Origin of the sequence: Pseudoalteromonas aquimarina, assembly GCF_049257255.1 — a bacterium.
Taxonomy (GTDB): Bacteria; Pseudomonadota; Gammaproteobacteria; order Enterobacterales; family Alteromonadaceae; genus Pseudoalteromonas.
This window is the reverse complement of the sequence record NZ_JBMMUG010000006.1, coordinates 222,149-235,439: the sequence shown is the minus strand read 5'-3', so window position 1 is coordinate 235,439 and position 13,291 is coordinate 222,149. Positions and strand designations below refer to the sequence as shown.

The following is a 13,291-nucleotide window of genomic DNA, read 5'->3' as shown; positions in this document are numbered from 1 at the left end:
AAAATCATAATGTAAACCCTTTCTTTTATTGGTTTTTTAATCTTTTAATTCGCTTTTGCGGTTATCTTTGATAATACTTTATTAATGATTATGTGAGTTTTCGGGCAAATGATAAAAGCGCTTAACTACCTTGTATTATTGGTAATTTTTTTCTCAAGTTCAGTGCGCGCTGAGCTCGATATTTTATTTGTAAACCCGTCCATACCTAACGAACCTTTTTGGCAAAGTGTTGAAGAGATTACCCAATCAGCCGCATTACAACTTGGCACCAAATTAGATGTGATTTATGGCGGAGGCAACCGCATTGTGCAGTTGGCTGCACTTAAGAGTTATTTGGCAAAAAATAAAAAGCCAAACTATGCCATTGTGCTTAACTATCCTGGCGGCTCCCATGCATTAATGTCTCTTTTAGAAGAAGAGCAAATTAAGTTTGTCACTTTAGAGCAAACAATTTTTGGTGAAGAGCGCGATAAAATTGGTTTAGCAGGTGATAAGTATAAATATTGGTTAGGTGAAATCTATTTTGATAATCACGATGCGGGAAAGCAATTAGCCCAATCACTTGCGTTATTAAAGCAAGACTTACTACCAAATAAAGAAACCCAAGTAGTTGCTATTAATGGCCATTATGGCAGTGAGTCAGAGGCAAGATTTAATGGCATGCGTGAATACTATGAAAGTAATCAAGGTATTGTTTATCAGGCTGTACACGCCGGTTGGTCTGAAGAAGTTGCTTTTAAGCAAACCAAAGCGCTCTTAGCACGCTTTCCTGAGATAAATATTATTTGGGCGGCATCTGATCTAATGGCGCTAGGTGCCAGCGAAGCAGCGGTAGAGTCGGGTAGAACTCCTAATAGAGACATTTTTATTGGTGGGTTTGATTGGATACCGCGTGCTTTAAAAGCAGTTGAAAAGCAATCCATCAGTGCATCAATTGGTGGTCATAAGATTATGGGGGCGTGGGCGGTTATAAGCCTTTTACTTTATGACAATGGCCAGGATATTTTTGCAAAACAAAGTAATAAAAAACTGACCTTTAATTTAGACGTGGTTACAAAAAATAATGTTGCGCATTTTCAAAAACAAAAAGCGAAAATAAATTGGGCTAAATATGATTTTAAAGGGCTTAAAGAAAAAGTGGCTATACGCCACTCTATCGCTGGGCTAAGCCCGTTAAACCCTAACGAGCTCAATTAACTCGCAAGTTGTTTTTCAGCTAAGTTCAATTCCATCGTTGCTTTTAATAAGCGGTAAAGATTAATTGATGCATCAATTTCTTCTTTACGGTTGGTTAAGCTCTCAATATTTAAACCTAGTGGCACATTTAAATGAGCACAGCTTTGTAAAATAAGGTTTAGATTTTCACGGCAAATACGCACTGATTCATTAAGTGATTGCTCAGAATCTAAAATACGCCATTTAGTTGCTTCTGGCACAGAAATACCAAGCCACTGCATAAATTCTAAAGTTTTCTCACTACCGCACGGTGTAAAGGTTAATATGATACGGTTTGGCGTTAGGCCTTGTTGCTTGCAACTGCGGGCATAGCTTGTGATTAAGTCGATTGTTGCCTGCGCATCATATACCGCTTGAGAAATAAAATACTCACAGCCTTGTGCTGTTTTTTCTAATAAACGTTCATGTTCATTACGTTTTGATGCATGACGTTCTGCAATAGTAACACCACCTAAGAAAAACTTATTTTGATGCTCACTTAATGCGTTATACGCGTTAGGTAAGCTTAATTTAATTTCACCTTCCGATGATGGGCTACCTACTAAAACTAAATTGTTCAAAGAGTATTTTTCTTTGGTTTCTGTTAGCCATGCGTTAAATTCTTCTACACCACGCTGCGCTACACTTTTGTAGGTGATTACATCTAACTCTGATAAGTCACTTAACAGCAAACTGTATTCACGAGGGTCTACAGTGTGCTTAAACGGAAAAGGGCGTGGTACGCTGGTACGGCTACTTTCATCTTGAATGTCATAAATTACTAGTCCGTCATATTCAATTTCATGTAAACGACCTAATAACTTATTGGCAATTTCTGTTACTTTATCTTTTTCAGTACCCATTTTTGGTGGCGTAGTACCAATTAAATAAACGCCTTGCGTTGGGTCTTGAATTTTCTGTTGTAAAGATAAAGCCATTGTTCCGTACCATAAATAATTTCGATACAGTAACTATAGCAGCCTTTTAGACGTCTAAATAGCTGAAATTTGAAATTGCGACTGAAAATTTTTGTAATTCAAGTTGAGATAAATTCATGTTGTGAAGGTTTTTTACAGTCTCCGTTTTTGAAGTAAATCTAAAGCGCTACAGAGAACAATACTTACTCCAACCATTTCTCCAAGTTCTTCTGTTGCTACTTGTAATATGTAATAGATATCGGGTAGATCTTGCCCCCGTATATATAAATAGCTAGCAACCTCTAACCCTAAAGCTGAAACTAGTAAAATTAGTACTCCAGATCCCATCATTAAACTGTGCTTTGTTTCATTCTTTAAGAGGTTTATTATTGAACCAATGGATAATAAAAAAATGACAAACGCTAATAGTACATAAGGCAGGACCCAGGCTCCGTGATCACCTTCAAAACGAGGTAACCAGTCAATGTGTTTAAAATACCGCGTAATGCGCTCGTGTATTTGCAGTCCCTCGTCAATTCCTAAGAAAATAAAAAGCCAACCAATAACATATAAAAAACCAATAGCTGTGACTTTTGGTGATATGGCACGGATTTTTATTAATACAACACCAACAAATATTAATTGAAGTGATGAGAAAATAGCTGGAATATTTTTTTCTTCATCTAAGTTTACCCAATGAGTTATAGATGATGTGGGTAGAATCTGACTGGAATAAAGGTAACTGATTGCTAGTGCAACTTCGAAGATAATAAGTACAAAAAATAATTTTGTAGGTTTGATAGAGGTCAAAACTTCTTTGAACATAAGCGCTTCTTTTTGTTTTTAGTGGATTATAGATTACTTATTGACTAGGAAACAGCAAACAATTTGAAGGAATTTCACCGCAATTGCTCGCTTAACATCGCTAACATCGCCATAATTACCCAGTTTAGAAAAATTCTATAGAAAAATAATCCAAACCAAGGGAAACAGTATGAAACTTAAATTGGTTGCGGCAAGTGTAGCAATTGCACTATCACTTGCTGGTTGTAATAGCACAACATCATCAAACAATGCACAAGCAGAGACGTCAGTAAAAGCTGAAAACAAAGTATTTGCACAAGATTACGTGTTAGAAGAGCTTGATAACGGTCTTCGAGTTTTGGTGGTTAAAACAGATTACCCAGATGTAGTCTCACTGCAAATTCCAGTATCAGTAGGTTCACGTAACGAAGTTGAAGCTGGTAAAACAGGTTTTGCGCACTTCTTTGAGCATATGATGTTTAAAGGCTCTGAGAAATTCCCGCAAGATGTTTACTCAGATATTCTTAAAAATTCAGGGGTAGATAACCGCGCTTACACCACAAACGATTACACCAACTACCACCTTAATTTTTCAAAGCAGCATTTAGAAACAGTACTTGAAATTAAAGGCGATATCTTCCAAAACCTTAAATATTCTGAGTCGCAATTTAGAACTGAAGCGCTGACGGTTAAAGGTGAATATCTTAAAAACAATGCCAACCCAATTCGTCAGCTTTTAAGTGCAGTGCGAAATGAAGCGTTTGAAAAGCATACCTACAAGCACACGACAATGGGCTTTTTTGAAGACATCGAAAAAATGCCAGATCAAATGGCCTATGGTGAAGAGTTCTTTAAAAAGTTTTATAAGCCAGAATATGTATCGCTCATTATTACTGGTGATGTAGACCCGAACGATACCATTGAACTGGTTAAAAAGCATTGGGGTAATTGGCAGCGTGGCGATTATGTTGCCGATATTCCAGTTGAGCCAAAGCAAACAGCGGCAAAATACCTCCATAAAGAAAGCGAAGGTTTACCAGGCCACTGGTTACTTGTTTCTTACAAAGGCCCTGCGTGGCAGCCAACGGAAAAAGACCGTGCTGCGGTAGATTTAATCTCGCAACTATATTTCTCAAATAACTCAGCGCTTTACCAAGAGTTAGTTGTTGAGAAACAGCTTGCTAGCCAAATGTTTACTTACAACCCAGAAACCAAAGATCCGGGTTTATTACACGTATTTGTAAAAGTTGAAAAAGAAGAAGATTTAGCAAAAGCACGTGATGCGATTAATCGTACCTACGCAAAAGCGCGTACTGAGTTAGTTGATGCAGATAAGCTCGCTAACTTAAAGTCTAACTTAAAGTACAGCTTTGTTAATGGTCTTGATTCATCGCAAGCAATTGCGTCAACTCTTGCGAGCTACATGCATTTTGAGCGTGACCCAGAAGTTATTAATCAGCTTTACGCGACTGCAGATAGCATTTCTGCAGAAGATATTCGTGAAATTGCTAATAAGTACTTTATTGACTCGGGCCGTACAACTGTGACTATGTCGGCACTTAAATCGGTTAAAGGTTTTGAGCAAGAAGTTGACTTAAACGGTGTTGTTGCCGAAATGAGCAAACCGCAAGGCGATGCAAAATTTTCTGTACTTGATATGCGCAGCAGCTCACCGTTAGTTGACGTAAACCTATTATTCTACACTGGTGCAGCAGCTGATCCTGAAGGTAAAAAAGGCCTTGCAGCAATCACTGCTAATATGATTGCACGCGGTGGCTCTGAGTCGCGCTCTTACAAAGAAATTCAAAAAGCACTTTACCCAATTGCTGGTAGCTTTGGGGTACAAATTGATAAAGAAATGGTGTCGTTCCGTGGTCGTGTTAATAAAGACAAGGTAGACGAGTGGTACAAAATTGTTAGTGACCAACTACTTAATCCTGGCTGGCGTGAAGATGACTTTAAGCGTTTAAAGAAAGAGCAGCTAGATGGTATTAAAGCGGGTCTAAAAGCATCTAACGATGAAGAACTTGGCAAAGAAGTGTTATACAGCAAGCTTTACCAAGGTCACGTTTATGAAAGCTACAACTATGGTGATATTTCTGATTTAGAAGCACTCACACTTGAAGACTTAAAAGCATTTTATAAAGCTGAATTTACTCAAGCTAAATTAAATGTCGGTATCTCAGGCGCTATGTCGGATGCAGCAAAAGCAAAACTGCTTAAAGACTTAAGCACACTTCCTGAAGGCAGTGAACAGCGCTTAAGGATTGCTGATGCGCCTAAGTTGGAAGGTCGTCATGCAACCATCGTAGAAAAGCCAGCTAAATCAACAGCGGTGAGCTTTGGTTTCCCGATCGATACGATCCGTAGCGATAAAGATTGGGCGGCACTTTGGCTAATGCGTTCTTATTTTGGTGAGCACCGTAACTCAAACAGCTTCTTGTATCAGCGTATTCGCCAAATTCGTGGTATGAACTATGGTGATTATGCGTATATTGAATACTTCCCGCGTGGTATGTATCAAACCAAACCAGATGCTAACTTAGGTCGCTCTGAGCAGATTTTCCAAATTTGGTTACGCCCACTGCGTTCTAACAATGATGCGCATTTTGCAACACGTGTTGCGCAATACGAGCTTGATAAGCTAATTGAAAATGGCATGAGCAAAGAAGATTTCGAATCAACTCGTAACTTCTTAACTAACTTTGTGCCGCAAATGGTTGCAAGCCAAGATCGCCAGCTAGGTTATGCACTCGATAGCAAGTTCTACAATACCGATGAGTTTGTTGCGTATGTGCGTAAGCAGCTTGCGAGCTTAACTGTTGAAGATGTAAATCGTGTTATTCGTGACAACCTGCAAAATAAAAACATTCACTATGTATTTATTACCGGTGATGCAAAAGACATGAAAGCGCGCTTAGCAAACGAAACGGTTTCGCCGCTTAAATACAATGCTGAAAAACCAAAATCACTTACCGATGAAGATAAGGTGATTGAAAGCTACAAGCTAGCTATCGATAAAGCCAATATCGAAGTGATGGATGTGAAAGACGTATTTAAGTAAACGTTGTTAAAGTTAAAAAGCCCGCGCAATGGCGGGCTTTTTTTCATCTAGATAAATTATTTAAAGCGCGGAGAAATACGTTTTTGAGCACAAACCAAAGCTTATGGCTGTTACTAAATATATCAATACGGGTATACAGGCCTTAACTTTCTTCTCATAGCACCAGGCTATTAAATGCTCTATCAGCATCTGTTATTTTAAAAAATGCGCTGGATTATTAAGCACTTCAATGAAATAATTCGCACCTTACGATGGAAATGTCATCGTCAAAATTAAAAGGACTCAATAATGTTTAAGAAAATTGCGCTGATCGCAGCTGTTACTCTCTCTCTTGCTGCTTGTAAAAGTATTCCTGTTCGTGATTATGAACACCAAATTACCTCATCAGCAAACAAAACGCTTACTAAAAAAGATGTTGAAAAAGCTATTATTAGTGCGTGTCAGCAACGTGGCTGGATGTGTAAAGCTACTAGTGAAGGCACGATTGCAGGTTTGCTTGATGTAAGAAAGCATCAAGTAAAAATTGATATCGTATATGATGAAAAATCGTATAGCCTTAAATACAAAGATTCAATGAATATGAAGTATGATGGTGACTCAATTCATAAAAAATACGGCCAATGGATGAATAACCTCAGCCGTTCAATTGATAATCAACTATTTTACTGATTATCGACGGGCGTTAGCTTGTCTTTTGGCTTTCTATCGTAATTTCAAAATTAACTGAATGCGCTAGAAAGCAGGCTTCATGAGCTTGGTGGTGTAAATCCTCCAAGCTTTTTTTATGCGCAATTGATTGCTCAGCCAATATCACCTCAGGTTTTAACGTCACACCCGTAATACACAGTTTTCCATTATCATTTTTAGCAAGTTCGCCAATTGCGTTATCTGAGTAACGCTCAATCACAATACCTTTATCGGCAGCAAAATGTAAGAAAAACAACATATGGCAACTTGCGAGCGAGGCAATAAAAGCTTCTTCAGGGTCAACAAATTCAGGGTTTGAAAAAGGCATCGGTACTATCATAGGAGAGGGCGATGCAGGCATTGAAAAACCACCATCAAAATGCCATTGATGCGCACGATTATATTTACCATCAATAAACATCTCATTTGGCGCTTTTTGCCATTCAATTATGGCGCTGTGTTGCGACATTTTATTTCCTTATTAATAACCTGTTGAGGTGAATTCTGCTTGTTATATGTTGTTAAATAAAGTGATAATAATTTTAAGTGATATGAATTAAATTTGAATCATAAATGTCGATTAGCAGCCAATTACCCAATTTATACACCTTTATTGTTGTTGCTGAGCAACTTAATTTTAGCCGGGCCAGTGATTTACTACATCTGACACCAAGCGCCGTAAGCCATCAAATGAAGCAGCTAGAAACGCATTTAGATGTAAAATTGTTTATTCGCCAATCAAAAGGTGTAGCGCTTACCAGCGAAGCTAAACAGCTTTATAGCTCAGTTAAAAAAGCCTTTTCAGAGCTAGAATTTGGTATTGAGAAAGCGCAAGCTCCGAAAGTAAAAAAGCTGGTTATAGCGGCAATCCCAAGTGTTGTTTCTTGTGTATTAGTAAATAACTTAGCTGAGCTGCAAACTTTACTACCTGATTTTCAAATTCATTTTATTAGCCAACATCAAATCGTTAATTTTGAGCAGCAAAATATTGACTGTCATATTCATTTTGGTAATGGCAAATATGCGAATGGTGTTGCTGAAAAACTGGCAAATGAAGTGGTTTATCCGGTATGTGCGCCAAATGTTTATGAAATGCAGCATGAATTGCCTTTGATTCATTATGCTGCAGGAATGGAAGACAAGCCCGGTGGCATAAGTTGGCAGCATTGGCAAAAGCATTTTCAGCTACCCTCAATGCCAGCCCAATTTGTGTTTGATGAAGTAGGCCTTACATTAAATGCGGCTAAAAATGGTGTAGGTAAAGCACTCGCTTGGCATCAGCTAGTAAAACCTTTAATTAACGATAAGCAACTAAAACGCATTGGTGAAGCGCAAATCACATTGCCATTTAGTTATTACTTTGTCACACCTAAATGCCATACCCAGCGAGCTGAACTCACGATTTTATATCAATGGTTGCAAGCACAATTTACTAGGGCCTGTTGATCTTTGCTGTTCTATTTTTGTTCTTTTTGAGCGTGCTTTTATCGCGGCGCTTGATGTGTGGCCTAGCAATCTAAGCGAATATCGAGCAAAGCTTCCGCGTCCTGCTAACGCCCCTTACCTGCATCCATGCAGGCAACAATGAGAAAAGTGCGCTCAAAAGAACCGTTCGGCAGCGCTTGATTGGGTTTTCTACTGTGTTATCGGCTGACTCACATAGAATAACTATGCCACGCAGCCTCTGCCTTGTATAAACCCCAATCAAACTGCTGCAAAAACGAACTTGAAAGGTCAACAGGCCCTAGCTAAAAAGGGTATTAGCTTGTCGTTAAATTAACCTTTAGCTGCGCTTTTTGCTTTATTTTATAAACAGTTAACCAAGTCATTGTTACTACTAAAATAGGTAAGGTAACTAGGTTTAATGTTTGCCAACCTACAGTGGCTTCTAACCAACCTGCGCTTAACGCAGAAAGCGTCACCATGCTAAACACTAAAAACTCGTTAGTCGCTTGGGCTTTAGCCCGTTCATGGGGTAAATATGTTTGGCTTACCATTTGAGTCGCACTGATAAACATAAAATTCCAACCGACACCGAGTAAAAATAATGCTGCTAAAAAGTGCCAATGGCTTAAACTCAGTAAATTTACTAAGCAGCAGAGCGCTATTAATACAATTCCTGCATACATCATGGTGACTTGGCCAAAACGCTCAATTAATTTACCGCTAAAAAATGAAGGTAAAAACATGCCTAGTACATGCCATTCAATCACCAGTGCCGACTGTGCTAAGTCAAAGCCATGGCGATGCATCGCCAATGGTGTTGCTGTCATGAGTAAGTTCATAACCGTATAACTTACCATGGCAATAAAAACAGCGGTCATAAATTTAGGTGCTGTAATAATGGTTTTTAATGGTCGGCTTTCCCCATTATTTTGGCTATGTGAAACCTCATTAAATTTAACTAGCTGTAGTAGCATTAGCGCGATGGAATATAAAAATGCGAGTGCAATAAATGCATTAGCATAATTGAGCGTAGGGTAGTGATGGTTTACCCAAACGGCTAGATTAGGGCCAAGTATTGCAGCTACCACACCACTTGCCATTACGGTTGAGATTGCCACGGCTGGTTTGTCGCTTGCTTCAATTGCAGCAAAGCGATAAAGCGTGGCAAAGCCAATTCCAATACCGATTAAAAATGTGGCAAAACTAAATAGCCAAAACTGGCTTTGCATCAAACTAAAATAACCAAGCACAGCACCGCAAATGCCTATGCTATTACCAAGGCTAAATCCAAGTTTTCTGCCTGTTTTGGCCATAATTAATGATGCTGGGATGGTGGTCACTAAAAGCCCGAGCATTTGCATTGCCACAGGAAACGTAATAAAGGTTGTACTTGGACTTAATGCTTGGCCAACCAACGCGGAAATGGTGACAAGTAAAATATTTCCTGTGGTTATAAGTCCTTGGCAAAAGGCCAAAAGTACAACATTCTTATTCATTTAAGTATTCGGTTATTTTTGATTAGGGGGCACCATTTCTAGCACACATTTATCTAAAGGCAAATAAATCAGTCTAACAACTTATCTTTAATTACTTACCCAAGTTAACAAAAAGCGTTAAACTCGTTTAAAATTAAGCTATAGAGCTAAAAGTAGTTAAAGTGATTGGTGTTGTTATGCGTCATAATATTTGGCAAGAATTACGTAAAGAAGCAGAAGCCTTAGTGAGAAAAGAGCCGTTACTGGCGAGCCACGTTTATTCGTGCGTATTAAATCACGAGTGTTTAGGTTCTGCGTTAAGCTTTATTGTGGCGAATAAGTTATCAGATGCCGTGGTGTCAGCCTTTACTTTCCGTGAGCTATTTGACCAAGCGTTTGTTAATTGCGACACCATGCTTGATAACGTTGCGCACGATATTAAAGCGGTGCGAGACCGCGACCCTGCGGTTGATAATTACTTAACGGTGCTTTTAAACCTTAAAGGTTTTCAGTCGATTCAGGTACATCGTTTAGCACACTGCTTATGGCGTCAAGACCGAAAAGAACTTGCGCAATTTATTCAAAGTCGTAATTCAGAAGTGTTCGGTGTTGATATTCACCCTGCATGTAAAGTGGGTAAAGGCATCATGTTTGACCATGCAACGGGTATTGTTGTAGGTGAAACAGCAGTTATTGAAGATAACGTATCAATTTTACAAGGGGTTACGTTAGGTGGTACTGGTAACGAGCAGGGCGACCGTCACCCGAAAATTCGCCACGGTGTGATGATTGGTGCAGGTGCCAAAGTGCTAGGTAATCTTGAAGTAGGCGAAGGCGCTAAAATTGGCGCAGGCTCTGTTGTCGTGGCTGATGTAGCAGAGCACACAACTGTTGTAGGTGTGCCTGCGAAAGTGGTTGGTAAGCCAACTACAGAGTGCCCAGCAGAGACAATGGATCAGTGCTTTGTATCAGATATGTCGGATGAAGCCGTTTGCTCGCTATCGAGTGCTGCACTGTAATACTGCTTTTCTAATTTCGCAATCTCTCCACTTTCAGACAGCGCATTAATTGCTTTAGCAAATGCGCTGGCTTTTGAACGTTCATCCATTTTATAAGGTAAATTATCGATTGAAGTGGCTTTATCCGCTTGGTAATTTTCATTTTTTATTGCATTGAAGTGCTTTGATTTTTTGGAAAATCCTAAATACATCGGTTTTGCGTCAGAACAGCATTCATGAATTTTTACTTGTGCTTTAGTGTTGTTTGCTAAGTAATAGGTTATCGATGCTTTGTTGTAGATAAAAAAATCAGCCTGCTTTTTCTCAAGCACTTTAACAGCATCGCTTATACTTAAATCTTGCCCGTAACGCACTAAAATATCTTGTTGCTCAACTTCTAACTTTCTACCACCATAGGGTTTTAGTAACACTTTATTATTTAGGTCATCGAGCGATTTTACCTCGGGTATATCCTTGTGTGTCAGTATAACGCTATGGCTGGTTAAGCCATTTTCAAAAAAATAAATATCGTTACTGCGCTCTTTGCTAAACCCATAACCTGGGTAAAAATCGACATGCCCTTCTTTGAGTAATTTGATAATGCGTTTTTTGGGGGCTCTTTTAACTTTTAATGTGCAGTTAATACTTTCTGCTGCACGTTTAAAAATTGCGTTGTAAAGTCCGTTATCTGAGGGCATGGCATCTATTAAAGGTAAGCGTGCACTTGTGCGGTAACCCATAATAATTTCACAGCTAAAGGCAAGGCTGCTGCTGAATATCAGAAAAAACAAAAAAGATAAGCGATACATCAGGTTACACTTAAACATTAATATTTATTAATAAAAGCACATTCTGATTTTATACTCAAATAAGTTCGTAAATTTCGTACTCTTTAGTTAACCAATCAAAACGAACTTCATCACCAACAAATTGCTTTAATAGCTTTTTTGCAATTGGCGCATTCGGTGTCACAATTTGGCACACGACATCATCTAGTACTACTTTATTGCCGCCAGCAACGGGTAAAATGAACACCCATAATGGCGTGTCTGCTTGGCAATCAACGAGGTGAACAAGATGGCCGAGCTTTACTTGCTCGTGTTGATTTGGAAACTGCGTTTCTTTAAGTACATGAATATCTTGTCTAAGTGACTCTATACGTTTACTTTGTCCTTCAGCAAGGTACGCCATTTCTATGCCTAAACTGTCGTATTGCGTTTCAGCCTTGCTTTGCTCATGAGTGGCATCTTGGTGAGCGTGTTTTGCCGACTGCACAGCAATTTCTAGGCTATTTTCAAGTTGTGATATCAGCGTTTCAATCACCTGTTGTTTATTTATCATCGCGCTTTGATACCTGTGTAACAGTGCTTTGGATATGGCCATCGGCAAATTGAGTTATAAGGTGATCACCTTCGTTTAGTTGTTCAACAGAGTTAACAACCTTATTGTCTTTTTGCGTCATTGAGTAGCCGCGCGCTAATACTGCAAGTGGGCTGGTGGCATTTAATTTTGCAGCCAATACCGCAAGTTGTTTTTCAGAAAACTCTAATTGCTTGGCTTGGCTTGAATGCAGCCGTGTTACAAGGTTTTGTAGATTTTGCGACGCATGAGTAAGCTTGGTTTGAGGCGTCGCTTTTTCTAATCTTGCTTTTAATGCGTGCTGATTATATTTAGCGGATTCAAGTTGGCGGCTAATACTGTTCAGTAAACGAATTTCAAGCTCATCTCGTAGCTGTGCTTGTTGGTTTAAACGGTTGTTAGGGTGATATCGTAATAGGCGTTGTTCAAGTACTTGGTAATTATGCGATGCAACTTGTAAATGCTTAACCATGTGTTGATGTAATTGGCTTTGCAGTACATCAATGTGCTGAGTTAAATGGTTTTTGTCTGGGCTTACAATTTCCGCTGCTTGTGATGGTGTTGCTGCACGTAAGTCGGCAACATAATCAGAAATAGTAGTATCAATTTCATGACCAACAGCACTTACAACTGGTAGCTGAGATGCGAAAATTGCACGTGCAAGCATTTCGTGGTTAAAACACCATAAATCTTCCATTGAGCCACCACCGCGGCCAATAATAATAACATCCACTTCATTGCGCTGATTAGCAAGCTGTAATTGTTCAATTAACTGTAAATGTGCTTCATTTCCTTGCACTAGCGTAGGGTAAATTACCACCTCTAGTTGGGGGGCGCGTTTTTCCAGTACCGTAAGGATATCTTTAATCGCAGCGCCAGTAGGCGAAGTGATGACACCTAAACGGCGAATGTTATTGGGTAGTGGCTTTTTAAATTCACTGGCAAATAAACCTTCACCAGCCAGTTTGATTTTAAGCGCATCAAACTCTTGCTTTAGCTGGCCTTCACCTGCTGGCTCAATATGTTCAACTATTAATTGATAATCACCACGGGGCTCGTAAAGTGATACACGTGCGCGAACTAAAACTTGGTCACCGTTTTTTGGTTTGAAAGTTGCGCTACGGTTATTGCCGCGCCACATGGCAGCGCGAATTTGTGCATTATCGTCTTTTAAACTGAAATACCAATGGCCCGAACTTGGCGCAATAAAATTTGAAATTTCACCTGTCAGTTGCAATGAAAAGAAATTTTGCTCAAGTAAATAGCGGATCTCTTTGTTTAACAGGGAAACGGTATAAATTTTTTGTATCTGATTTTGCAACATAA

General features: G+C 39.1%; 12 protein-coding genes. 5 read left to right on the top strand and 7 right to left on the bottom strand.

Going from position 1 to position 13,291, the window contains the following annotated elements:
* The first annotated feature begins 108 nt into the window (after positions 1 to 108).
* Complete coding sequence (locus AAEU29_RS16240) at positions 109 to 1,197, top strand: ABC transporter substrate-binding protein (RefSeq protein WP_421974285.1); 1,089 nt, start codon at positions 109 to 111, stop codon at positions 1,195 to 1,197.
* Here the strand turns inward: AAEU29_RS16240 and AAEU29_RS16235 are convergent.
* Together AAEU29_RS16235 and AAEU29_RS16230 are read right to left on the bottom strand one after the other, a co-directional pair.
* The gene (locus AAEU29_RS16235) at positions 1,194 to 2,153 is read right to left on the bottom strand and encodes a hypothetical protein (protein ID WP_421974284.1); all 960 of its coding nucleotides are present in this window, start codon (positions 2,151 to 2,153) and stop codon (positions 1,194 to 1,196) included. The two genes, AAEU29_RS16240 and AAEU29_RS16235, sit on opposite strands and share 4 nt — an antisense overlap.
* A 132-nt stretch (positions 2,154 to 2,285) precedes the next feature.
* Positions 2,286 to 2,957 (bottom strand): DUF8692 domain-containing protein, encoded by a 672-nt coding sequence (locus AAEU29_RS16230; RefSeq protein WP_421974283.1) that lies wholly within the window; start codon positions 2,955 to 2,957, stop codon positions 2,286 to 2,288.
* A gap of 169 nt (positions 2,958 to 3,126) precedes the next feature.
* Between AAEU29_RS16230 and AAEU29_RS16225 the strand changes: the two genes are divergently transcribed.
* On the top strand, positions 3,127 to 6,000 hold the full coding sequence (locus tag AAEU29_RS16225) for a M16 family metallopeptidase (protein WP_421974282.1): 2,874 nt from the start codon (positions 3,127 to 3,129) through the stop codon (positions 5,998 to 6,000).
* A gap of 288 nt (positions 6,001 to 6,288) precedes the next feature.
* The gene (locus AAEU29_RS16220) at positions 6,289 to 6,669 is read left to right on the top strand and encodes a hypothetical protein (RefSeq protein ID WP_421974281.1); all 381 of its coding nucleotides are present in this window, start codon (positions 6,289 to 6,291) and stop codon (positions 6,667 to 6,669) included.
* Positions 6,670 to 6,682: 13 nt separating this feature from the next.
* Here AAEU29_RS16220 and AAEU29_RS16215 read toward each other — a convergent pair whose 3' ends face one another.
* A complete protein-coding gene (locus AAEU29_RS16215; protein ID WP_421974280.1) occupies positions 6,683 to 7,156 on the bottom strand; it encodes an OsmC family protein in 474 nt (157 codons plus the stop codon).
* Positions 7,157 to 7,260: 104 nt separating this feature from the next.
* Between AAEU29_RS16215 and AAEU29_RS16210 the strand changes: the two genes are divergently transcribed.
* Positions 7,261 to 8,133: a LysR family transcriptional regulator gene (locus tag AAEU29_RS16210; RefSeq protein ID WP_421974279.1), complete on the top strand. Its 873-nt coding sequence runs from the start codon at positions 7,261 to 7,263 to the stop codon at positions 8,131 to 8,133.
* 314 nt (positions 8,134 to 8,447) lie between these two features.
* Here AAEU29_RS16210 and AAEU29_RS16205 read toward each other — a convergent pair whose 3' ends face one another.
* Positions 8,448 to 9,629, bottom strand: a complete 1,182-nt coding sequence (locus tag AAEU29_RS16205) for an MFS transporter (protein ID WP_421974278.1) — start codon at positions 9,627 to 9,629, stop codon at positions 8,448 to 8,450.
* Positions 9,630 to 9,805: 176 nt separating this feature from the next.
* Here AAEU29_RS16205 and cysE point away from each other — a divergent pair, with 176 nt between their 5' ends.
* Entirely contained in the window at positions 9,806 to 10,627 is an 822-nt protein-coding gene (cysE, locus tag AAEU29_RS16200) for a serine O-acetyltransferase (protein WP_421974277.1), read from the top strand.
* On the opposite strand, the gene AAEU29_RS16195 is transcribed toward cysE, so the two are convergent.
* The 3 genes from AAEU29_RS16195 to xseA form a co-directional block, all read right to left on the bottom strand.
* Entirely contained in the window at positions 10,564 to 11,346 is a 783-nt protein-coding gene (locus AAEU29_RS16195; RefSeq protein ID WP_421974276.1) for a substrate-binding periplasmic protein, read from the bottom strand. The two genes, cysE and AAEU29_RS16195, sit on opposite strands and share 64 nt — an antisense overlap.
* A 124-nt stretch (positions 11,347 to 11,470) precedes the next feature.
* A complete protein-coding gene (locus AAEU29_RS16190; protein WP_421974275.1) occupies positions 11,471 to 11,947 on the bottom strand; it encodes a transcription elongation factor GreAB in 477 nt (158 codons plus the stop codon).
* Positions 11,937 to 13,289, bottom strand: a complete 1,353-nt coding sequence (xseA, locus tag AAEU29_RS16185) for an exodeoxyribonuclease VII large subunit (protein ID WP_421974274.1) — start codon at positions 13,287 to 13,289, stop codon at positions 11,937 to 11,939. Before xseA ends, AAEU29_RS16190 begins: the two co-directional genes overlap by 11 nt.
* Between the last annotated feature and the right edge of the window lie 2 nt (positions 13,290 to 13,291).

Bases quoted from the DNA above. Each gene is read 5' to 3' on its own strand.
- AAEU29_RS16240 (WP_421974285.1), top strand. From the start codon at position 109: ATGATAAAAGCGCTTAACTACCTTGTATTATTGGTAATTTTTTTCTCA.
- AAEU29_RS16235 (WP_421974284.1), bottom strand. From the start codon at position 2,153: ATGGCTTTATCTTTACAACAGAAAATTCAAGACCCAACGCAAGGCGTT.
- AAEU29_RS16230 (WP_421974283.1), bottom strand. From the start codon at position 2,957: ATGTTCAAAGAAGTTTTGACCTCTATCAAACCTACAAAATTATTTTTT.
- AAEU29_RS16225 (WP_421974282.1), top strand. From the start codon at position 3,127: ATGAAACTTAAATTGGTTGCGGCAAGTGTAGCAATTGCACTATCACTT.
- AAEU29_RS16220 (WP_421974281.1), top strand. From the start codon at position 6,289: ATGTTTAAGAAAATTGCGCTGATCGCAGCTGTTACTCTCTCTCTTGCT.
- AAEU29_RS16215 (WP_421974280.1), bottom strand. From the start codon at position 7,156: ATGTCGCAACACAGCGCCATAATTGAATGGCAAAAAGCGCCAAATGAG.
- AAEU29_RS16210 (WP_421974279.1), top strand. From the start codon at position 7,261: ATGTCGATTAGCAGCCAATTACCCAATTTATACACCTTTATTGTTGTT.
- AAEU29_RS16205 (WP_421974278.1), bottom strand. From the start codon at position 9,629: ATGAATAAGAATGTTGTACTTTTGGCCTTTTGCCAAGGACTTATAACC.
- cysE (WP_421974277.1), top strand. From the start codon at position 9,806: ATGCGTCATAATATTTGGCAAGAATTACGTAAAGAAGCAGAAGCCTTA.
- AAEU29_RS16195 (WP_421974276.1), bottom strand. From the start codon at position 11,346: ATGGGTTACCGCACAAGTGCACGCTTACCTTTAATAGATGCCATGCCC.
- AAEU29_RS16190 (WP_421974275.1), bottom strand. From the start codon at position 11,947: ATGATAAATAAACAACAGGTGATTGAAACGCTGATATCACAACTTGAA.
- xseA (WP_421974274.1), bottom strand. From the start codon at position 13,289: ATGTTGCAAAATCAGATACAAAAAATTTATACCGTTTCCCTGTTAAAC.